Raw genomic sequence first — 20,017 nt, 5'->3', positions numbered from 1 at the left:
AGGGACACGGACTTGGGGTCGCATTTCTTTGGTTACTTGCTTTGTGCGAGCAAAGAAAGGGACTGCGCTGCCGGGCGCAATCCCGGCCTCCGACCTAAAAAAGAGCAGAAGGTAGTTAGCAACCGCAGCGCCTAAATCAACCGCCGCTTGCCCTCACCCCAGCCCTCTCCCAGGGGGAGAGGGAGTAAAACCCCCCGCACTTGTCCAGGGGAAGAGAGTCAAATCACCCGCCTTTTCCCAAGGGGAGAGGAGTAAGAAGCTCGCCGTCTCCCAAAGGGAGAGGGAGTTAACGCACCCACGCGAAAGACCTAAAAGCCATAGTTCTTAAGCCCATTCACAGGATTTCCACTTGCGGCAGGGATAATGTCCCCCCATGGATATTTTGATGCAACTAGTCGATTTCATTTTGCATGTCGACAAACACCTCAGCGCCTTCGTGACCCACTACGGTCCATGGGTTTACGCTCTTCTTTTTATCATCGTCTTCGTCGAAACCGGCGTAGTGGTGATGCCCTTCCTCCCCGGCGATTCCCTGCTGTTCGTGGTGGGCGCTTTAGCTGGCATAGGCTTACTCAGCTTGCCGGTGGCCTGCGCGGTGTTGTTGGTTGCTGCGATATTGGGCGATCAGTGCAATTACATGATTGGGCGTTACTTCGGCCCCAAGGTGTTTCAGTGGGAAAACTCGCGCTATTTCAACCGCAAGGCGTTCGATAAGGCGCACGCCTTTTATGAGCGTTATGGCGGGGTAACCATCATCCTGGCCCGGTTCATGCCTTTTGTTCGCACCTTTGTACCGTTCGTCGCAGGGGTAGCTGAGATGAACCGTGGCAAGTTCACATTGTTCAATGTGGTTGGTGCCTTGATCTGGGTGTTGGGGTTGTGTGTCGCAGGCTATCTGTTCGGCAACCTGCCATGGGTTCAGGCCAACTTGAGCAAGATTATCTGGGGGCTCATCCTTGTGCCAGGCTTGATCGCCATCTACGGTGGCTGGCGTGCTGGGCGTGCCGAGAAGAAGGCTGCTGCCTCCCTCTGAGGCCTTGCACCGCGATTTAAGAACGTGTCCATGGGCTTTTCGGGTGCCCCGAAAAGCACAAGAGCACGTTTTCAGGCTGGGGCGAGGCAGATGGTCAGCAGTACCGACGCGTTTTTCTGAGCAATCAGCGAATGAGGCGCGCGTCCGTCCAGGTGCAAAAAATCTCCGCCGTGCATCACGTGCACTTCGGATCCTGAGCGAAACTCGACCTCACCCTCAAGACATTGCACTGTGATTTCCCCGCTCACCTGGTGCTCAGGCATGCTTTTTCCGGCCAACAAAACCAAGCGAATTACCTCTAGCTGTTTCGCTTTCAACAGGGCGTAAGAGGGCGTTTTCTTCATGGCTTCGCCCAAAGGAAGCACGCTGCCGATTTGGCCAGATTGGAGATGGGGCTGAGCCATGGCGAATCACTCCTTGGGACGTGTTGACGGTCTATTCTGGTCACGCACAAGCCTTTGCGCAAGCCCGATCGCACAGTCCTCCTTATGCGTCAGCAAAGAAAAAGCGGAAACCCGTTGCTGAAGTGGATTTCCGCTAAACCTTTGGAGACTCATCACCACTATACGCCTGACGTCTGGCTACGTGGTGTAGGACACCGCGGACAACGCGTGTCCTATGATGTCCTGCGCGGAAATGTTCAGGTCGCAGAGTCTTTTGTGGCCCCGAACCACTCTGGTAGCTTGTCTACACTGATCGAGTGCGTGCCATCGGCGGATTGGCGGAAAAGTACTTCTGAATACCTACGATCAGTGCATTGGCAAGGTCATTTTGGTAGGCATCAGTACGCAACTTGGCCTCTTCCTCAGGGTTGCTGATGAAAGCCGTTTCCACCAGCACACTGGGGATGTCCGGCGCTTTCAGAACCGCGAATCCTGCGCGTTCTACCTGCGGTTTGTGCAAGCGGCCCACCCCACCGATTTCACGCAGCATGGCGCTTCCCAGTTTGACGCTGTCATTGATCTGGGCGGTGGTACTCATGTCCAGAAGGGCGCGTTGGACGTGGGCATCTTTGGCATTGACGTTAATGCCTCCAATCTGGTCAGCCTGGTTTTCGTTGTTGGCCAACCACCTGGCGGCCGTACTGGATGCGGCGCCCTGGCTCAAGGCATAGACGCTCGCACCACGCGCATTCTGGTTGATGAAAGCGTCAGCGTGGATGCTGATGAACAGATCGGCGCCCACACGCCGCGCCTTTTGAACCCGTGTTTGCAGGGGAACGAAAAAATCAGCGTCACGCGTGAGGAAAGCGCGCATAGGGTTTCCACCCACGGTACTGTTGTTAATGCGATCACGCAACTTCAAAGCCACCCGCAGCACGATATCTTTCTCGCGCGTGCCATTGGGGCCTATAGCACCAGGGTCTTCGCCACCGTGGCCGGGGTCTAGAGCGATGATGATGAGGCGATCAGTGCTGGCCGGCTGAGCCACCCTGGGCGGGGGTGCTACTGCCACGTTCTCCTCGCGCTTGGGCGGTGGCACCGGCATGCGGGCCGGTGGGCTGTCGGGGCGCCGGGTCATGACAGTGGCGCGCTCGATCTGTTTGGCGATCAGGTCGCCCAATGTATCGGTGTTGGACATGCCCGCCACGACTGGGGGCGGGGCTGGGGTCACGGCCACGCTTGGGGCTGGTAGGGGTTCCGCTGGGGAAGTGCCCAACTCCTTCATGCGCTCGGCAATCAGAGCGTCAAGCGGATCAGGAGGGTTTTGCGGGTAAAGATCAAACACCAACCGGTGCTTGTAAGCCGCTACCGGCGCCAGGGTGAAGACCTGCGGATTCGTGGGCTGCTTGAGGTCCATTACCAGGCGTACGACGTGAGGCGCGTTCTGGCCAACACGGATACCGGCAATATTGGGGTCATCCGCGCGGACTTTGGCGACCAACTCGCGCAGCGATGGGTCGAGATCGAGCCCTTCAATGTCGATGGCCAGGCGAGGGGGTGAGCCAATCATCTTGTGAGTGGCCTTGAGCGCGGTGTCGGATTCGATAGTGACGCGCGAATAGTCTTCCGCAGGCCAGATTCGAACGGCCACAATACCCGCTCCGCGCGCAATTTGATGAGCCCCGATCAACAGTACCAGGGCTCCTGAATGAAGCAATTCGCGGCGCTTCATGGGTGCAGGCCTTCCATCAATTCCAGGCCAAGCGGCGTAGATGCCACCAGGCGCACGCGACGCGTATCGTTTGGCAAAACATCAATCGTGAGTGATAAATCTGCAGGAGGCAGAAGGCCTGCTGCCTTTTCGGGCCATTCGGCCAGCTTCAAGCCACTGGCAGCGAACAGATCACGAAAGCCTGCGTCTTCCCATTCCTGGGGATCATTGAAACGATAGAAATCGAAATGCCAGATGGCACGCCCATCGGGCGTTTCATGCGGTTCGACCACGGCGTAGGTTGGGCTTTTGACACGCCCAGTGATCCCTAGCCCACGCAGAAGGTGGCGAACGAACGTGGTCTTGCCGGCGCCCAGGTCGCCATGCAGTTCAATATAGGCATTGTGCAATCCGGGCAATGCAGCCATGCGGCTGGCGAAGGTGCTGGTATCGCTCTCGCTGCTCCAGTAAATTTCTAAAGGCGGCATGTTTCCTACAATCGGCGGGTGACTCTTCAAGGCGGTCAGATCGATCCTCTTTTTCTTGTTGCGCGTATTCGCGCTTGGGCCAACGAACTGGGTTTTTCCCAAATCGGAGTGGCGGGCATTGACTTGGCCAGCGCAGAAGCGGGCCTGCAAGCCTGGTTGGATAACGGCTTTCACGGCCAGATGGATTACATGGCCGCGCACGGTTTGAAGCGAGCCAGGCCAGCTGAGCTGGTTCCCGGCACAGTGAGTGTGATCACGGCCCGGATGAATTATCTTCCGCGCACCACGTCCGCTGGCTGGCAGGAAATTGAGTTGGCCCGCCAAACAAGGCCGGGGGAAGGTGTGATTTCGGTCTACGCCAGAGGGCGTGACTATCACAAGGTGCTGAGAGCGCGCCTTCAAAAACTTCAGGAGCGGATTTCCGAGGCCATTGGTCCGTTCGGCCATCGGGTGTTCACAGATTCTGCGCCCGTACTGGAGGCTGAGCTCGCCACCCGCAGCGGCCAAGGCTGGCGCGGCAAACATACGTTGGTGCTCTCGCGTGAAGCTGGTTCGATGTTCTTTCTGGGGGAGATCTATGTCGATCTCGCATTGCCGCCCACCGAGCCTGTGAGTGGGCACTGTGGCAGCTGCCAAGCCTGCATGGACATCTGCCCCACCCAGGCCATTGTCGCGCCCAAGCGTCTGGATGCTCGGCGGTGTATTTCTTACCTGACCATCGAACATTCCGGTGCCATTGACGAAGCGCTTCGTCCGCTGATCGGAAACCGCATCTACGGCTGCGATGATTGCCAGACCATTTGCCCCTGGAACAAATATGCGGGCCGCAGTGAGTTGCCGGATTTTGATGCGCGCGAAGGTTTGACCGGCGAATCTCTGGTGCGGCTTTTTGCCTGGAGTGAGGCTGAATTCCTGCGGCGAACAGAAGGTGGCCCCATTCGGCGCATAGGCCATGTGAGATGGCTGCGCAATATTGCTGTGGCGCTTGGCAACGCCCTGAGCGAATTGTCCGAGACCGATCCGCAGCGTGCAACCCTTAAAGCTGCCCTTTCCGAGCGCGCCACGCACCCCGAAGCCCTCGTGCGCGAGCACGTGCAATGGGCACTTGGGCGATAAGGAAGCGGCGTATTCAGGCATTTTGGTGGCCGGGCGTCGGTGCGGTGTCGCCAAACGCTGCTATTTTTATAGCTAAAAGGCCATTTCGTCAACCCGTTTATGGTAAAAAATTCGTGACAAGATAAAGACTTGGGACATTTATCTCATGCGAATCGAAACCAGGGCAGGCTGTTGACGCGCCGTCATTCAGCCCACCATCAGCCCAACAATCCCAAAGCCAGCCACAGGCTTGCGACGCCCAAAACCGTCGAAAGCGTCACCAGCCCTGCAACGTAGGCGCCGTCGTAGCCCATTCGCGCCGCCAATACGTAGGCGCTGGAGGCGGTGGGTAAAGCGGAGAACGCCAACAAAATCAAGGTTTCGGGCCCGCCGAGGCCAAAGGCGCGGGCGAGCGCCCAGGCCATGAAGGGCATTACAAAATGGCGTATCGTGAGGACGCTCACTGTGAGCACCTTGGCTTGAGCAAGACTGGTGAATTGCATGCCAGCGCCGGCCACCATCAGGCCCAGCGCAATGGAAGCCGCGCCTATGCGGCTGACGGAAGGGGCCAGCCAATCGGGGATGGAAAAGCCCAGGAGGTTAGCTGCTAGGCCGGACGCGGTGGCAATGATCAGTGGGTTACGCGCCAGCTCTCCAAATATGCCCCGCCCGGCATGGCGGGCCATAGGCCATACGGCGGCAATATTGCAGATAGGCACACACACACCAATCAACACCGCGATGAGTTGAATTCCTTGCGCTCCGGCCAGCCGCTCGGCCAGGGCCAGGCCGATGAAGGAATTGAAGCGAAAAGCCACCTGGGAACTGGCCGCATGCGCGCGCGGGTCAATGAACCGGCCTATGAATGGCAACCGAGGCAAGGCCGCTGCCAACAAAATTCCGCCCAGGATGAGAAACAAGCCCGCGCCTATCAAGCCTGATGTGGCCCGTAGGTCCAGCGGCGTGCGCACGATGGACTGAAACAGCAGCACAGGAAAGAGAAAGAAGTACACCAATGTCTCGGCTGCTTGCCAGACGGGCCTGTTCAGTGCCGTATATCGGCAAAGAAGGAAGCCGATCACAATCAGGGAGAAATCGGGGAAAAGCAGTTGGACGTAGTTCACCCCAGGAGAATAACTGCACAATCTGACCGCGCAGGGGGCAAAACTAGGGAAATCCTGCACATCGTGAACTGCGTCAGCAGGGTGTACCGGGGTTAGGATTGGCTAAACCACTTTTCGGTGGGTCCTTAACCTCAGGAGATTGCCTAATGCATCGTCGCTCCCTGATCGCGTTTGCCGCGGCCACATTCGTTACTGGTACAGCTTTTGCGCAAGCGTATCCCACCAAACCAGTGCGTTTGATCGTGCCTTTTGCACCCGGGGGCACCACTGACATCATTGCCCGCGTCATCTCGGAGCCGCTGGGCCGTGCGCTGGGGCAGAGCGTGGTAGTAGACAACAAGGCCGGTGCGGGCGGTGGGATTGGCGCGCTTGAGGCTTCTCGCGCGGCGCCAGATGGCTACACCCTGAGCGTGGCTACGGTTTCCACTACGGCAGCTAACCCTGCGATCAACAAGAAAATCGGCTATGACCCGGTGACCGACTTCGTGCCGATCATCAATATCGCAGCCACACCGAACATCATTGCGGTTCACCCCGATTTCCCGGCGAAAGACTACAAGAGTTTCCTGGAGCTTATTAAGAAACAGCCCGGAAAGCACTCGTTCGCGTCTTCTGGTGCGGGCGGTATTGGACACCTTCAAACCGAGCTTTTCAAAAGTCTCACGGGCACTTACCTCATCCACATTCCTTATCGCGGCGCTGGCCCTGCGCTGAACGATGTGGTGGGTGGCCAAGTGCCCATCATGTTTGATAACCTGCCTTCTGCACTTCCATTCATCCAGCAAAAGCGCTTGATCCCCATCGTGGTGGCTGCACCGCAGCGCGTGGCGGGCCTGCCCAATACGCCCACTTTCAAAGAGGTGGGCCTGGAGCCGGTTAACCGCATGGCCTACTACGGCCTGCTCGCACCTAAGGGCACACCGAAGGACATCGTCGACAAGATCCATGCCGGCGTGAAGAAGGCGCTGGAAGAGCCTGCAGTGAAAAAGCGCATTGAGGAGACCGGCTCGCTCATCATCGGCAACACGCCAGAGCAGTTCGCTGAGCAGATCAAGGCTGAGTTCGAAGTCTATAAAAAAGTGGTTGCCACGCAGAAGCTGGCATTGCAGTAATTGGCCCATAGCCCCTGCGCAATTTCTTGCGTAGGGGGCCTTCTGGCATTTTTTGCGGTACAAAAGGGGCTGTGCCACACTCAATTCAACGTGACAGTTTCATTGCCCCATCCATCCTCTTCCGAACCTGCACCGGAAGCATCCATCGACGGTTTCATAGACGCCCTCTGGTTGGAAGACGGACTCTCGCCTAATACGCTGGCGGCGTATCGGCGGGATCTGGTTCTGTACGGCAACTGGTTGGGAAAAACTCACAGCTTGCGGCTGCCAGAGACCCAGGAGCATCATCTGCAAGGCTACTTTGCAGTGCGTGCGAAAGGCAAGGCCACTTCTTCCAACCGACGCCTGACGGTACTCAAGCGGTATTTCCGCTGGTTGCTGCGTGAACGGATCATCTCCGTGGATCCCACGCTGAAACTGCTCACCGCCAAGCAGCCGCTTCGGGTTCCCAAGACGATGAGCGAGGCGCAAGTCGAAGCGCTGCTGACCGCGCCGGATACAGACACCCCCTTAGGCCTGCGTGATCGCGCCATGCTGGAGCTGATATACGCCAGTGGCCTGCGAGTGAGCGAACTGGTGACTCTCAAGACTTTCAATGTCGGATTAAACGAGGGTGTGCTGCGCGTACTGGGCAAGGGCAGCAAAGAACGGTTGGTACCCTTTGGAGAGGTGGCAGGCGAGTGGCTGCAACGGTACATCGCCGAAGGCAGGCCGGTGTTGCTCGGCCAACGCCAGACAGATGCTTTATTTGTCACCAGCGCTGGCCCAAGCCCGGGTACGGCTATGTCGCGGGTGATGTTCTGGGGTTTGGTCAAGCGTTATGCCTTGCAAGCCGGCATAGCCGCACCGCCATCTCCGCATACCCTGCGCCATGCTTTTGCCACGCACCTGCTCAACCATGGGGCCGATCTACGGGCGGTGCAGATGCTGCTGGGCCATGCTGATATTTCCACCACCACCATCTACACGCACGTGGCGCGGGAGCGCTTGAAAACATTGCATGCACAGCATCATCCACGGGGCTAGTGTCGTGAGTTCCTTACCGCCCCATTCAACTCCTGCAGGCTGGGAGGCTACCTTTTCTGAAGCTGTTCGCCTTCAACGCGAAAACCGGTGGGAACAGGCGCTCGCGCTGCTTTTACCACTTGCACAACGGATGCCCCGGGAGGCATCCGTTCAGAACCTGGCAGCAGTGCTTTTGGCGCAGCACGGGCGCTTGGCCGAGGCCGTCGTGTTGTGGCAGCGGGTGCTCGCCCTTGATCTGGACAACGCCGGTCTCGTCGCCAATCTGGGGCGGGCCAGTTGGATGCTTGGGCGCAAGCAGCAGGCGCTGGAGTATTTTTCCCGGGCGGTGCAGTTGCAGCCACAAGAACCGCTGGCACTTCTTAATATGGGCGCTTTCCATCAAGGCGAAAATCGTCTTGATGAGGCTTTGCTCTGGTATGAACGTGTTCTTGCGATCGACCCGAATCATGTGCAGGCGCTCTTCAATTCGGCCCAGCTTCACGCGGATGCCGGGCGCTTCGAGCGAGCGCATGAGCTGTATCGTCGTGTCCTGGTTATAGATCCCGGGCATTTGATCGCCCAGGCGCAGCTGATTTTCACCCAGCATTATCTGGAGCGTCCAGATCCCCAGCAACTGTCGGCGCTGGCTCGGCGCTTGGGGGCGCAATGTGCTGAGCATGGGCCACAATTTTCCAATTGGTTGGTGTCCTATGAGGCTGAACGGCCGCTGCGCATTGGCTTGCTTTCGGCAGATTTGCACGATCATCCAGTAGGTTTTTTTATCGAAGGCTTGCTGACCCATTCGACTGGCCAGGCAGTCACCTGGATCGCCTATGCCAACCAGGAAAAGCGTACCGCATTGACTGAACGCATTGCGCCCGCCTTCTCCGCCTGGAACGAGGTGTTGCGCTGGTCGGATGATCAACTGGCTGCGCGCATACGAGACGATCGCGTCGACATCCTGCTCGATCTGTCTGGCATGAGCAGTGGCCACCGGCTGGGCGTATTGGCTCGCAGGCCGGCGCCCGTACAAGTGAATTGGCTGGGTTACTTCGGCACCACAGGCTTGCCAGGTGTGCAAGCGGTGATCGCCGATCCTGTCTGTGTGCCCGCCTCAGAAGAGCAGTGGTTCAGTGAGCGCGTTTGGCGCATGCCCGTGTCGAGGTATTGCTTCACGCCCCCCAAGAATGCGCCAGAAGTCGCAGCACTTCCCGCACTTCGCCAGGGAGGGATCACCTTTAGCTGTTTCCAGACTACGGGGAAGATCAACCCCAGGGTCATCTCTGCGTGGGCGCGCATTACGAAGCTCGCACCCACGGCGCGTTGGCGTATTCGCTGTGGTCTGACAAGCAATGAGGAAGATCGCCGTTTGCTAACGCAAAGGCTGGTGGATGCTGGCATTTCGGCAGACCGGTTCAGGGTGGATGCCTCCTTGCCGCGCTTGCGATATTTCGCAAGCTACGGCGAGATCGATGTGGCTCTCGATACTTTTCCTTATCCCGGAGGCACCACTTCTGCAGAAGCGCTATGGATGGGCGTGCCCACTTTGACGCTTTCCACGCCAGGCATGCTGGGCCGCCAAGGCGAGCAGATCATGGCCGCAGCAGGCCTGGCTGAAGAGTGGGTCTGTTTTGACGAAGACGCCTATGTGGCTCGCGCAGTGGCGCTTGCGGAGCCGGCGGCCTGGCCCGCGCTGGCTGAGCAGCGCAAGCGCTTGCGCGCGCAGGCACTGGGCAGCGCCTTGTTCGACAATGCACGTTTCTCGCGTGATTGGCACGATCTGATCCGCGAGATATGGCGTGACGCGTGTGCTCAGGCCTTGCAAATCAGTACCGAATTGCGTTTGATCGAGATACACCGTTCGGGCTGAGCTTGTCGAAGCCTCGTGCAACGCTTCGACAAGCTCAGCGCGAACGGATTTATATGCTTTAAAGCAAGTTGGGACAAAGCCTGGAACTCAGGATGCGCCTTAAAGCAGCGTCAGTCAGTGCTTGTGAGCACTGGCGTCCCCGCCACCCGCTGAAAGCATTTGCGCTGGCGCCTGAACAAGCAATGTGCTTTTCGCGCCTTTTGTATCCTCGAAGGTGAGCGTCAGAGGCACGCTTTGTCCGGCGGTGATCGGCTGTTTCAGCTCCATCAACATGAGGTGATGGCCGCCGGGCTTGAGTTCCACAGACTGGCGTGCGGGCAACTCCAATCCGGAAATGGCTCGCATCCTCATGGTGTCACCCTCCATTCGCATTTCGTGAATCTCTGCAACGCCGGCAACTGGCGTGCTGACACCTACCAGCTTCAGCGGGGCGCCTGCGGCGAGTTTCATGAACCCACCTGTGCCGCTTTGGCCAGGTACGGTGGCGCGTATCCAGGCGCTGCTGGCTTCCACCAGAGCCGTACCTGGTGCAACTACCTGCAGGCGCGCAGCGGGGAAAGCCTGCTTTTCGCCCGGTTTGGTGACGTCACTCGGCAGTTGAGCCCAGTCAGCGCTGCCCCTGTCGCAAGTTTGAAGTACTTTGAAGTAGATCGGTCCGGTTTGGGTGGGCAATTTTCCGCGCATCACAAATTCGGTTTTTTTATCGCCCGCAAGGGCTTGGGCGGCGCTTTCAGCGATCCAGCGGACAGTGCCGTAGCCTTCGCCCTTTTGGTCAATTTCCACTCGCCAGCCTGAGCGTGCTGGCACATCTTCCAACGTGAATCCTTGTGGCATCCGCACCGTAATGCCTGTGGTGGAACGGGCATCCTTGCATGCATGGCCAACCCGAAAAGCCGCTTCGTATTGGCTGCCTGCCAGCGCAGGACCAGCTGGCAGGGTGATGTGTGCAAAAGCGGTGGTGGCGCAAGCCAGAAGTGCGGTTGCGGAAGCGGATTTAATGAGTAATGACATATCTTTAGCTAAATTCGAGTGTGCTCAACGGTCAATGCACTTTGGATTGACGGCGATTGGAATGTGATCAACGCGCTGTGATCGGAGGTTTTGCTTGAACACCGCGCGTGCAGTGCGGTGTGGACTGCCTCCAAAATCTGCCGGCACCAACCGGAGCCATCATCTGACTCTTGGGGGTTGGTGCACCAAACCGTCGTACATGGCCTGGTGCTGCAGATTCAACAGCGGATCAAAGGAGCGGCGGCCCACGCGCAAGCGGGGGAGCGGCTGTGTCCGTGGCAATCCTGGCAGATGCGATGAATTCCAGCACATGCCTCAGAGCTTGAGGCAGAGGTGGCGCCGCGCAGCCTGTGATTGGAGGTGGCGTGCCGGTAGGCATGCACATGGGGCAATCGAGTTGCACTGCACCCAATTCCCGCACACCATCGTCTGTCTGGACGACGACCTTCACCATGCCCGCGCTCGAGCACACCATATCCAATGCGGACGGGTTGACGATGGGTGAGGCCATGGCCACCCCCAGCGACAGCATGAACCATAGCAATACCCAGCGGCCGAGGTGGCCGACGCTTCTCAGGTGAAGGAGGCGGAGGGTGGACATAAGACGTCTATTATCCGCGCCGCTTCGACAGGCTCGTGAACGGTTTATCTTGTTGAGAGAAAAAAGGGTTCTAAGCCAACTCCGGGCCGAAGCCATAAGGCGTAAAGCGACTCCGGTTCTCATCGACATCCAGCGCGCGACCAATGAAAGGGAAGGCACGTTGGGGGCAGGCTTCTCGCTCGCAAACCTTGCAACCCATTCCAATGGGGGTGGCGGCGTCCGGGGCGCTTAAATCCATTCCATTGGCGTAGACCAGCCGGTGCGAGTGGCGTACGTCACATCCCAATCCAATGGAGAAAACCTTGCGGGGAGCGCCCCATCCGCGCGCGCCGCTCGATACCGTGCGCGCGATCCAGAGATACGTGCGGCCATCAGGCATGCGCGCCAGTTGGGGCATGATGCGCCCCGGTTGGCCAAAAGCTTCATACACATTCCATAGCGGGCAGGTGCCACCCGTGCGACTGAAGTGAAAGTGCGTGGCTGACTGCCGCTTGCTGATATTGCCTGCGCGATCTACCCGCACGAAGAAGAAGGGCACGCCCGGTGCGCCCGGGCGCTGCAGAGTGGAAAGGCGGTGGCATACCGTTTCGAATCCAACGCCAAAGCGCTGGCTCAAGCGGTCTATGTCGTGCCGAAGCGCATCGGCTGCCTGTAAAAAATCTCCATACGGAAGCAGCAGAGCTCCCGCGAAATAATTGGCAAGGCCGACTCGTGCCAATCGGTGCGCATCGCCATCGCTGGTGAATGGCGGGACATTGATCATGGCATCGATGGCGTCGCTGTGTTCCAGCAAGGCCAGCTGAGTGGCAAGTTGAAACGCGAGTTGCCCCGGAGCCAGGGTGTCAGAGACCAGGACTGTGCGCGCCGTGCCATCAAAGCGGCGCTTGCCGGCGCCCGTGTCTTGAGTGTGTAGCACGCGAACGCCGTGGCGCTTGTGCAGGCGCTCGGCCAGCCAGTCTGCAAGATGCGCACCGCGTGCCTGGGCCTCGCCGGCCAATGCCTCGGCAGAGCGGTCGAGGCCATCAAAGTGGTTCTGGTGAGCGAAAAAGAAATCTCGTACCGCCTCGAACGGCATGGCGCGCAGCAAGACCGTGTCTGTGCGCTCATCTCCCAAACGCAGCGATACCGATTCAGCGCGATCCATAACCTCCAGGTTGCGCCTATGTAGCGAGATGACCGCTTGAGCAAGGGCCGGCATCTGCGCTGCAACTTCCTTGAGTTCGGGCAGTGTGATTGGCGTAGGCGCATCGGCCAAGGCCTCTTGCAGTGCGGCCACCATACGGGCCTCTTCGTCTTCGGAGAACTGCTGAACGTCAACGCCCAGTACTTGACTGATCTTGAGCAACACCCCCACGGTGAGCGGTCGCTGGTTTTGCTCCAGTTGATTGAGATAGCTGGGGGAGAGGCCCAAGGTCTGTGCCATGGCTATCTGTGACATGCCGCGTTCTGCCCGCAGACGGCGCAGCTTCACGCCCATGAAGGTTTTCTTCATTGTTAGATCGCCCGTAATGGTGCCAGTTGTCGGGCTAGTCGTGGTGCCCGCGTTGAAGTGGTTAAAAATTCGCAAGATTCGCAAATTTGCTGAAATTCATTCACATTCATTCGCTCTTTTAGCTCTTACGTGAGAAGCGTATTTTGCGTAAATTGCGAATTATGACAACCCCTCAAGGAACCACTGAGCTGCACGAACTGGTGTTGCCCGTGATGGCCAACCATCACGGCACCCTGTTTGCAGGACAGGGCTTGCAACTGATGGCGAAGGCTGCTTTTCTGGCCGCCCGCGGCTTGGCGCAACGCGAGGTCGTGATGGCTGGCGTCACCGGAGTGGACTTCATGTCCCCGATTCCGGTGGGCTATTCACTGACCTTGCGTGCGTGGGTGAGCAGGGTGGGCAGCAGCTCGATGACCGTGTGCGTCAGTGGTCACACCGAGGCGCCCGCTGCGCCGCCTGAAGAGGCGTTGAAGGGGGTGTTTGAAATGGTGGCGGTCGACGGCAATGGCCGTCCGGCTGTCATTGAGTCCAGATATATGAAACAGGAGTCCCGCTCATGAGTCAAGCCGTACAAGCCACTACGAATGGTTCGTTCAAACCTAAAAAATCCGTTGCGCTTTCGGGTGTGACCGCTGGCAATACCGCCCTGTGCACCGTAGGCCGTACTGGCAACGATCTGCACTACCGCGGCTATGACATTCTCGATATTGCCGAGGTTTGCGAATTTGAAGAGATTGCCCATTTACTGGTGCACGGCAAACTGCCTTCACGCGCTGAACTGAAGGCCTATAAGGCTAGGCTCAAGGCCATGAGAGGACTTCCGGCCAGTGTGAAAGACGCCCTGGAGTCACTTCCCGCGAGTGCTCACCCCATGGATGTGATGCGCACAGGCGTGTCCGCCCTCGGTTGCGTGCTGCCCGAAAAGGATGACCACAACTTGCCCGGCGCGCGCGATATCGCTGACCGGTTGATGGCAAGCATGGGCTCGATGCTGCTGTACTGGTACCACTGGAGCACGCAAGGAAAACGGATCGACGTTGAAACTGATGACGATTCCATCGGCGGACACTTTCTGCACTTGCTGCATGGCGAAAGACCCAGTGATGAATGGGTGCGGGCCATGCATACCTCGCTCAACCTGTACGCCGAGCATGAGTTCAATGCCTCAACCTTCACAGCGCGGGTCATCGCCGGTACTGGAAGTGATATGCATTCGGCCATCGCGGGCGCCGTTGGTGCGCTCCGCGGGCCCAAACACGGAGGCGCGAATGAAGTGGCTTTCGAGATACAAAAGCGCTATGACAGCCCCGATGAAGCCGAGGCCGATATCCGCCGCCGCGTGGAGTCAAAAGAGGTCGTGATTGGCTTTGGGCACCCCGTTTATACGGTGAGCGATCCACGCAACGTGGTGATCAAGGGCGTTGCCAAGCGGCTGTCGGAAGATGCCGGCTCCACCAAGATGTTCGATATCGCCGAGCGCCTGGAGGACGTGATGTGGGAAGCCAAGAAAATGTTTCCCAATCTCGATTGGTTCAGCGCCGTGAGCTATCACATGATGGGCGTGCCTACAGCGATGTTTACGCCGTTGTTCGTCATAGCGCGCACCAGTGGTTGGGCGGCACATGTGATCGAGCAGCGCGTGGACAACAAGATCATTCGGCCAAGCGCCAACTACACGGGGCCTGAGGATTTGAAGTTCGTCCCGATCGAGGCCCGGGCTTGATTTCAAAGCTCTAGAACGGGCGACTCCACGCTCGTGCGCTCGACGTCGCACCTAAGCCTCACCGGGGGATGGATTGCAAGTTCACAAACCCCGGTCACGCGCCAGAATTTCCCGAATCACGATGAATACCGCCCATAGAAAACTACTCCCAGGCACAACGCTCCAATATTTCGATGCACGCGCCGCAGTTGATGCGATTCAAGCCGGTGCGTGGGAGGCGTTGCCCTACACCGCGCGTGTCCATGCTGAGAATCTGGTGCGCCGCGCCAATCCGGAGCGGCTGAACGACTACCTAGGCCAGCTTATTGAGCGCAAACGTGAAATCGACTTTCCCTGGTTTCCGGTGCGTGTGGTGTGCCATGACATTCTCGGCCAAACAGCTCTCGTCGATTTGGCGGGTTTGCGCGATGCGATTGCCAAGGAGGGCGGTGATCCCGCTGCCGTGAACCCGGTGGTGCCCGTGCAACTCATCGTGGACCATTCCCTGGCCGTTGAATGTGGTGGTTTCGATCCAGACGCATTTGATAAAAATCGCGCCATCGAAGACCGCCGCAATGAAGACCGCTTCCACTTCATCGAATGGACCAAGAAAGCGTTCGCGAACGTCGAGGTGATTTCCGCAGGCAACGGGATCATGCACCAGATCAACCTGGAGAAAATGTCACCAGTCATCTACGTGCAAAAGGAAAAGGATGGCACCGCCGTTGCCTTTCCAGACACCTGCGTAGGTACCGACAGCCATACCCCGCACGTGGATGCCTTGGGTGTGATCGCCGTGGGAGTAGGGGGGCTCGAGGCGGAGAACGTCATGCTGGGCAGGGCGTCCTGGATGCGCCTGCCCGATATCGTGGGTGTGGAGCTCACGGGTCGGCGCCAACCTGGCATCACGGCGACTGACATCGTGCTCGCCCTGACTGAGTTCCTGCGCAAAGAAAAAGTAGTGGGCGCTTATCTGGAGTTTTTTGGCGACGGTGCGCGCACGCTCACCATTGGTGATCGAGCGACCATCTCCAACATGTGCCCTGAATACGGGGCCACCGCGGCGCTGTTCTTCATAGACGAACAAACCCTGGAATACCTGCGTCTGACCGGCCGGGATGACAAACAGATTCAACTGGTCGAAATCTATGCCAAACAAGCCGGTTTCTGGGCTGATACGCTGCGCGACGTGAAGTACGAGCGGGTGCTCCAGTTTGACCTTTCAACCGCAGTACGCAACATGGCCGGTCCGTCGAACCCGCACCGCCGTTTGCCGACTTCGCAGTTGGCTGAGCGCGGTATTGCGGTAGATCTGGAGAAGGCCAAGGCGCATGAGGCGCAAGGGCTGATGCCCGATGGCGCGGTCATCATCGCGGCCATCACCAGTTGCACCAACACCAGCAATCCACGAAACGTGATTGCAGCCGGATTGCTGGCGCGCAATGCCAACCGGTTGGGGCTGGTACGCAAGCCGTGGGTCAAGACATCCTTGGCGCCTGGCTCCAAGGCTGTAGAGCTGTACCTGAAGGAAGCGGGGCTGCTCGCCGAGTTAGAGGCACTGGGCTTTGGCATCGTGGGCTTCGCGTGCACCACCTGTAACGGCATGAGCGGTGCCCTTGATCCCAAGATTCAGAAGGAGATCATCGAGCGTGATCTCTACGCCACGGCCGTGCTTTCAGGCAACCGCAACTTCGACGGCCGCATACACCCCTATGCCAAGCAGGCGTTTCTGGCATCGCCGCCCCTGGTAGTGGCCTATGCCATAGCGGGAACGATGCGCTTTGACATTGAACGGGATGTGCTGGCGGTAGTGAATGGCAAGGAAGTTCGTCTCCAGGATATCTGGCCTGAAGACGAAGAGATTGACGCCATCGTTCAGTCATCTGTGAAACCAGAGATGTTTCGCAAAGTGTATGAGCCCATGTTCGCCATCCGCAAAGATGACGGCGAAAGCGTGGCTCCGCAATACGACTGGCGCCCCACATCTACCTATATTCGCCGCCCGCCCTATTGGGACACTGAAGGCGTTGGCGCACTCGCGGCGAACCCGCGCACGCTGAAAGGGATGCGTCCGCTGGCTCTGCTCCCGGACAACATCACCACCGATCATCTCTCGCCTTCCAACGCCATCTTGCTGGATTCAGCGGCAGGTGAATACCTTGAGAAAATGGGTCTGCCAGAAGAGGACTTCAATTCGTACGCCACGCACCGCGGTGATCACCTCACGGCGATTCGTGCCACGTTCGCCAATCCCACGCTCAAAAATGAGATGGTGCGCAATGAGGATGGCAGCGTGAGGGCGGGTTCATGGGCGCGGATCGAACCAGAGGGCAAAGTGGTGCGTATGTGGGAGGCTATGGAGACGTATCTGGGCCGCAGCCAGCCTTTGATCATCATCGCCGGCGCTGATTATGGTCAGGGCTCCAGCCGAGACTGGGCGGCCAAAGGGGTGCGTCTGGCGGGTGTGGAAACCGTAGTCGCCGAGGGTTTTGAGCGCATCCACCGAACCAATCTGATCGGAATGGGCGTGTTGCCGCTGGAGTTCAAACCAGGTGCCAACCGATTGACTCTGGGCCTGGACGGTACGGAGACCTATGATGTGGTGGGCGAGCGTACGCCGCGGGCTGAGCTGACCTTGGTTGTTCTTCGCAAGAATGGCGAGATCATGCAGGTGCCCGTGACCTGCCGTCTGGACACTGCAGAGGAGGTTTCTGTCTATGAAGCTGGCGGCGTCCTGCAGCGTTTTGCGCAGGATTTCCTGGCCTCATGTGAGACATGAAAAAACCGTTCACGCTGAGCCTGTCGAAGCGCCGCGCAAGGCTTCGACAGGCTCAGCCCGAACGGTATTAATCGATTGAACGCCTCTTACCGCTTGACGAAAACCAAAGAACCTCAGGACAGGCCAAGCTCAGCGTGAACGGTGGTGGGTTAGTTGTCTTGAATTACGAGAAACGTCAATAATCCATGCCCTTTTCTCTATAGCTGAAAAGAGTTTTTTCCTCATTACGACCATTGCATTGAGATGACCCATCTTCCTCAAATCAAGATCCCCGCTACTTACATACGTGGCGGAACCAGTAAAGGTGTGTTCTTCTGTCTGCAAGATCTCCCTGAGGCCGCGCAGCACCCCGGTGCAGCGCGCGATGCCTTGCTGATGCGCGTCATAGGCAGCCCGGACCCTTACGGCAAACAGATTGACGGCATGGGCGCTGCCACCTCATCAACCTCGAAAACCGTGATCCTCTCTCGCCCGAGCCAACCTGGCCACGATGTGGATTACCTGTTCGGCCAAGTCTCCATTGATAGCGCTTTCGTGGATTGGAGCGGTAACTGCGGCAATCTATCCGCTGCCGTGGGTCCCTTCGCGATCATGAGTGGACTGATTCCCAAAGAGCGCATTCCTGAAAACGGCACATGCGTCGTGCGTATCTGGCAAGCCAACATCAGCAAGACCATCGTTGCCCACGTACCCATCACCAATGGCCAAGTGCAGGAAACCGGGGATTTCGAACTGGATGGTGTGACCTTTCCTGCCGCCGAGGTTCCACTGGAGTTTCTTGATCCGGCAGACGAAGGCGAGGAGGGGGGAGCCATGTTCCCCACGGGCCGGCTGGTTGACGATCTGGAAGTGCCGGGCTTGGGTACTTTCAAGGCCACGCTCATCAATGCAGGCATCCCCACCATCTTTCTGAACGCCAGCGATATCGGCTACACCGGAACCGAGCTGCAAGACGCTATCAACGGCGACGCGAAAGCCCTCGCTCAATTTGAGCTCATCCGTGCCCATGGTGCCCTGAAGATGGGCCTCATCCGAGACCTGAGTGAAGCCGCTAAACGCCAGCACACTCCCAAGGTAGCCTTCGTCGCACCACCTGCGGCCTACACGGCCTCCAGCGGAAAGTCAGTGAACACAGGTGATGTGGATTTGCTTGTCCGAGCACTTTCCATGGGCAAACTGCACCACGCCATGATGGGCACGGCGGCAGTGGCCATTGGCGTGGCGGCAGCGGTGCCAGGAACCCTGGTCAATCTGGCGGCAGGTGGCGGAGAACGCCAAGCTGTGCGGTTTGGGCATCCGTCGGGCACATTGCGTGTGGGCGCGGAGGCGTTACTGGAGAACGGTCAATGGAAGGTCACCAAGGCACTGATGAGCCGAAGCGCTCGGGTGCTGATGGAGGGCTGGGTGCGGGTACCGGCGGATAGCGTCAGCTAACCCGCTACTGGGTGTTATCCAAGTGAGCCGCACAGCCCCATGAATAGTTGAAATCAAGGAACATATGTCTACACGCAAGCAACTAAAAAAACTGGTCGAGGCTCGCCGTGGCGTGCTGGTTCCCGGGGCATTCAATGCCTTGTCAGCCAAGGTGATCGAAGACCTTGGCTTCGAGGCGATCTACATCACCGGCGCTGGTGTGACGAACATGTGGTTCGGCATGCCGGACCAGGGGTTCATGGGTCTGGCCGAAATTGCAGACCACACCGCGCGCATTCGCGATACGGTAAACGTTCCGTTGCTGGTGGATGCTGACACCGGTTTTGGCAATGCGCTCAACGTGTATCACACGGTGCGCACACTGGAGCGCGCGGGGGCTGATTGCATTCAGCTTGAAGACCAGGTGGCCCCCAAGCGTTGTGGCCACTTTTCTGGCAAGGAAGTCATTTCCACAGAAGAGGCGGTGAGCAAGATCAAGGCGGCCGTGGATGCCCGGCGTGATTCTGATCTCCTCATCATGGCGCGCACTGATGCCGCGGCTACCCATGGCTTCGAAGCTGCCATAGAGCGCGCTCAGATATTCGCAGAGGCGGGCGCTGACATTTTGTTCGTCGAAGCCGTCACCAAAGCCGAAGAAGTGCGCGCACTACCCCAGCGCCTTTCCAAGCCGCAATTGATGAACATGGTGATTGGCGGCAAGACGCCCATCTTCAATGCGGATCAATTGGCTGAGCTGGGTTTTGGCGTCGTTCTCTATGCCAATGCAGCCCTGCAAGGCGCGGTGGTCGGTATGCAAAATGCCTTGACGGTGCTGCGCGATCAGAAGGAAGTCCGCGAATCCAGCGGATTGGTCGCGACGTTTGAAGAGCGGCAACGCTTGGTGGGCAAGCCAGAGTGGGATGCTCTGGAGAAGCGTTACGGCTGATCAATCCATACACGCCTGTCGAAGCATGGCGCGACGCTTCGACAGGCGTGAACGGGGTCTGGTTGGTAAATTGTTGAAAATAGATTTAAAAAATCTACCTATTGAGGTCGTTGAAGCTTGGCGCAACGTTTCGACAAACGCGAACGGATTTTTTGAGGTTCTATGGTTTCGGTTAAGCGGCCAGGAGCGTTGAAACAAAAATACCGTTCGGGTTGAGCTTGTCGAAACCTCGCGCAACGCTTCGACAGGCGC

The 20,017-nt window shown here is 58.2% G+C and carries 17 protein-coding genes; 10 read left to right on the top strand and 7 right to left on the bottom strand.

Translation table 11 applies throughout. From position 1 onward, the window contains the following. Positions 1 to 373 precede the first annotated feature (373 nt). The gene (locus G518_RS0133070) at positions 374 to 1,033 is read left to right on the top strand and encodes a DedA family protein (protein ID WP_028606117.1); all 660 of its coding nucleotides are present in this window, start codon (positions 374 to 376) and stop codon (positions 1,031 to 1,033) included. A 71-nt stretch (positions 1,034 to 1,104) separates the two neighbouring features. On the opposite strand, the gene G518_RS0133065 is transcribed toward G518_RS0133070, so the two are convergent. The 3 genes from G518_RS0133065 to tsaE form a co-directional block, all read right to left on the bottom strand. Further along, positions 1,105 to 1,437 carry a cupin domain-containing protein gene (locus tag G518_RS0133065; RefSeq protein WP_028606116.1) on the bottom strand — a complete coding sequence of 111 codons (333 nt, stop codon included), beginning with the start codon at positions 1,435 to 1,437 and terminating at the stop codon, positions 1,105 to 1,107. A gap of 283 nt (positions 1,438 to 1,720) precedes the next feature. After that, positions 1,721 to 3,148 (bottom strand): N-acetylmuramoyl-L-alanine amidase, encoded by a 1,428-nt coding sequence (locus G518_RS0133060; protein WP_036596942.1) that lies wholly within the window; start codon positions 3,146 to 3,148, stop codon positions 1,721 to 1,723. Further along, complete coding sequence (tsaE, locus tag G518_RS0133055) at positions 3,145 to 3,654, bottom strand: tRNA (adenosine(37)-N6)-threonylcarbamoyltransferase complex ATPase subunit type 1 TsaE (protein ID WP_425414329.1); 510 nt, start codon at positions 3,652 to 3,654, stop codon at positions 3,145 to 3,147. The genes G518_RS0133060 and tsaE overlap by 4 nt, the downstream gene beginning before the upstream one ends. Before the next feature lie 27 nt (positions 3,655 to 3,681). Here tsaE and queG point away from each other — a divergent pair, with 27 nt between their 5' ends. After that, on the top strand, positions 3,682 to 4,731 hold the full coding sequence (gene queG, locus G518_RS0133050; RefSeq protein ID WP_028606113.1) for a tRNA epoxyqueuosine(34) reductase QueG: 1,050 nt from the start codon (positions 3,682 to 3,684) through the stop codon (positions 4,729 to 4,731). Positions 4,732 to 4,928: 197 nt separating this feature from the next. On the opposite strand, the gene G518_RS0133045 is transcribed toward queG, so the two are convergent. Further along, complete coding sequence (locus tag G518_RS0133045; RefSeq protein ID WP_036596940.1) at positions 4,929 to 5,834, bottom strand: AEC family transporter; 906 nt, start codon at positions 5,832 to 5,834, stop codon at positions 4,929 to 4,931. Positions 5,835 to 5,980: 146 nt separating this feature from the next. On the opposite strand from G518_RS0133045, the gene G518_RS0133040 reads away from it, so the two are divergent. The 3 genes from G518_RS0133040 (at position 5,981) to G518_RS38135 (ending at position 9,821) form a co-directional block, all read left to right on the top strand. Next, positions 5,981 to 6,946: a tripartite tricarboxylate transporter substrate binding protein BugE gene (locus G518_RS0133040; protein ID WP_028606111.1), complete on the top strand. Its 966-nt coding sequence runs from the start codon at positions 5,981 to 5,983 to the stop codon at positions 6,944 to 6,946. Positions 6,947 to 7,048: 102 nt separating this feature from the next. Continuing rightward, positions 7,049 to 7,972, top strand: a complete 924-nt coding sequence (gene xerD / locus G518_RS0133035; RefSeq protein WP_028606110.1) for a site-specific tyrosine recombinase XerD — start codon at positions 7,049 to 7,051, stop codon at positions 7,970 to 7,972. Next, positions 7,947 to 9,821, top strand: a complete 1,875-nt coding sequence (locus G518_RS38135) for an O-linked N-acetylglucosamine transferase, SPINDLY family protein (RefSeq protein ID WP_051237673.1) — start codon at positions 7,947 to 7,949, stop codon at positions 9,819 to 9,821. The genes xerD and G518_RS38135 overlap by 26 nt, the downstream gene beginning before the upstream one ends. A 114-nt stretch (positions 9,822 to 9,935) precedes the next feature. On the opposite strand, the gene G518_RS41255 is transcribed toward G518_RS38135, so the two are convergent. The 3 genes from G518_RS41255 to G518_RS0133015 all read right to left on the bottom strand — a co-directional run bounded on the left by G518_RS41255 (position 9,936) and on the right by G518_RS0133015 (position 12,925). Continuing rightward, entirely contained in the window at positions 9,936 to 10,832 is an 897-nt protein-coding gene (locus G518_RS41255; protein ID WP_036596938.1) for a copper chaperone PCu(A)C domain-containing protein, read from the bottom strand. 229 nt (positions 10,833 to 11,061) lie between these two features. Next, on the bottom strand, positions 11,062 to 11,433 hold the full coding sequence (locus G518_RS0133020; protein ID WP_028606109.1) for a hypothetical protein: 372 nt from the start codon (positions 11,431 to 11,433) through the stop codon (positions 11,062 to 11,064). 70 nt (positions 11,434 to 11,503) lie between these two features. Then, positions 11,504 to 12,925 (bottom strand): short-chain fatty acyl-CoA regulator family protein, encoded by a 1,422-nt coding sequence (locus tag G518_RS0133015; protein WP_028606108.1) that lies wholly within the window; start codon positions 12,923 to 12,925, stop codon positions 11,504 to 11,506. 161 nt (positions 12,926 to 13,086) lie between these two features. Here G518_RS0133015 and G518_RS0133010 point away from each other — a divergent pair, with 161 nt between their 5' ends. The 5 genes from G518_RS0133010 to G518_RS0132990 all read left to right on the top strand — a co-directional run bounded on the left by G518_RS0133010 (position 13,087) and on the right by G518_RS0132990 (position 19,765). Continuing rightward, entirely contained in the window at positions 13,087 to 13,485 is a 399-nt protein-coding gene (locus G518_RS0133010; protein ID WP_028606107.1) for an acyl-CoA thioesterase, read from the top strand. After that, positions 13,482 to 14,648, top strand: coding sequence for a bifunctional 2-methylcitrate synthase/citrate synthase (prpC, locus tag G518_RS0133005; RefSeq protein WP_028606106.1), 1,167 nt, complete (start codon positions 13,482 to 13,484; stop codon positions 14,646 to 14,648). Before G518_RS0133010 ends, prpC begins: the two co-directional genes overlap by 4 nt. 121 nt (positions 14,649 to 14,769) lie before the next feature. Further along, positions 14,770 to 17,406: a Fe/S-dependent 2-methylisocitrate dehydratase AcnD gene (gene acnD, locus G518_RS0133000; RefSeq protein WP_028606105.1), complete on the top strand. Its 2,637-nt coding sequence runs from the start codon at positions 14,770 to 14,772 to the stop codon at positions 17,404 to 17,406. Between the two features lie 243 nt (positions 17,407 to 17,649). Then, positions 17,650 to 18,840 carry a 2-methylaconitate cis-trans isomerase PrpF gene (prpF, locus tag G518_RS0132995; RefSeq protein ID WP_028606104.1) on the top strand — a complete coding sequence of 397 codons (1,191 nt, stop codon included), beginning with the start codon at positions 17,650 to 17,652 and terminating at the stop codon, positions 18,838 to 18,840. Between the two features lie 64 nt (positions 18,841 to 18,904). Next, positions 18,905 to 19,765: an isocitrate lyase/PEP mutase family protein gene (locus tag G518_RS0132990; RefSeq protein WP_028606103.1), complete on the top strand. Its 861-nt coding sequence runs from the start codon at positions 18,905 to 18,907 to the stop codon at positions 19,763 to 19,765. Positions 19,766 to 20,017: the final 252 nt, after the last annotated feature.

It is taken from the genome of Ottowia thiooxydans DSM 14619, assembly GCF_000422885.1.
Classification (GTDB): Bacteria; Pseudomonadota; Gammaproteobacteria; order Burkholderiales; family Burkholderiaceae_C; genus Ottowia; species Ottowia thiooxydans.
This window is presented reverse-complemented; position numbering and strand designations above follow the sequence as displayed.

Excerpts from the sequence above, each read along its gene's own strand:
- G518_RS0133070 (WP_028606117.1), top strand. The coding sequence starts at position 374 with ATGGATATTTTGATGCAACTAGTCGATTTCATTTTGCATGTCGACAAA.
- G518_RS0133065 (WP_028606116.1), bottom strand. The coding sequence starts at position 1,437 with ATGGCTCAGCCCCATCTCCAATCTGGCCAAATCGGCAGCGTGCTTCCT.
- G518_RS0133060 (WP_036596942.1), bottom strand. The coding sequence starts at position 3,148 with ATGAAGCGCCGCGAATTGCTTCATTCAGGAGCCCTGGTACTGTTGATC.
- G518_RS0133040 (WP_028606111.1), top strand. The coding sequence starts at position 5,981 with ATGCATCGTCGCTCCCTGATCGCGTTTGCCGCGGCCACATTCGTTACT.
- G518_RS38135 (WP_051237673.1), top strand. The coding sequence starts at position 7,947 with ATGCACAGCATCATCCACGGGGCTAGTGTCGTGAGTTCCTTACCGCCC.
- G518_RS41255 (WP_036596938.1), bottom strand. The coding sequence starts at position 10,832 with ATGTCATTACTCATTAAATCCGCTTCCGCAACCGCACTTCTGGCTTGC.
- G518_RS0133020 (WP_028606109.1), bottom strand. The coding sequence starts at position 11,433 with ATGTCCACCCTCCGCCTCCTTCACCTGAGAAGCGTCGGCCACCTCGGC.
- G518_RS0133015 (WP_028606108.1), bottom strand. The coding sequence starts at position 12,925 with ATGAAGAAAACCTTCATGGGCGTGAAGCTGCGCCGTCTGCGGGCAGAA.
- G518_RS0133010 (WP_028606107.1), top strand. The coding sequence starts at position 13,087 with ATGACAACCCCTCAAGGAACCACTGAGCTGCACGAACTGGTGTTGCCC.
- prpC (WP_028606106.1), top strand. The coding sequence starts at position 13,482 with ATGAGTCAAGCCGTACAAGCCACTACGAATGGTTCGTTCAAACCTAAA.
- acnD (WP_028606105.1), top strand. The coding sequence starts at position 14,770 with ATGAATACCGCCCATAGAAAACTACTCCCAGGCACAACGCTCCAATAT.
- prpF (WP_028606104.1), top strand. The coding sequence starts at position 17,650 with ATGACCCATCTTCCTCAAATCAAGATCCCCGCTACTTACATACGTGGC.
- G518_RS0132990 (WP_028606103.1), top strand. The coding sequence starts at position 18,905 with ATGTCTACACGCAAGCAACTAAAAAAACTGGTCGAGGCTCGCCGTGGC.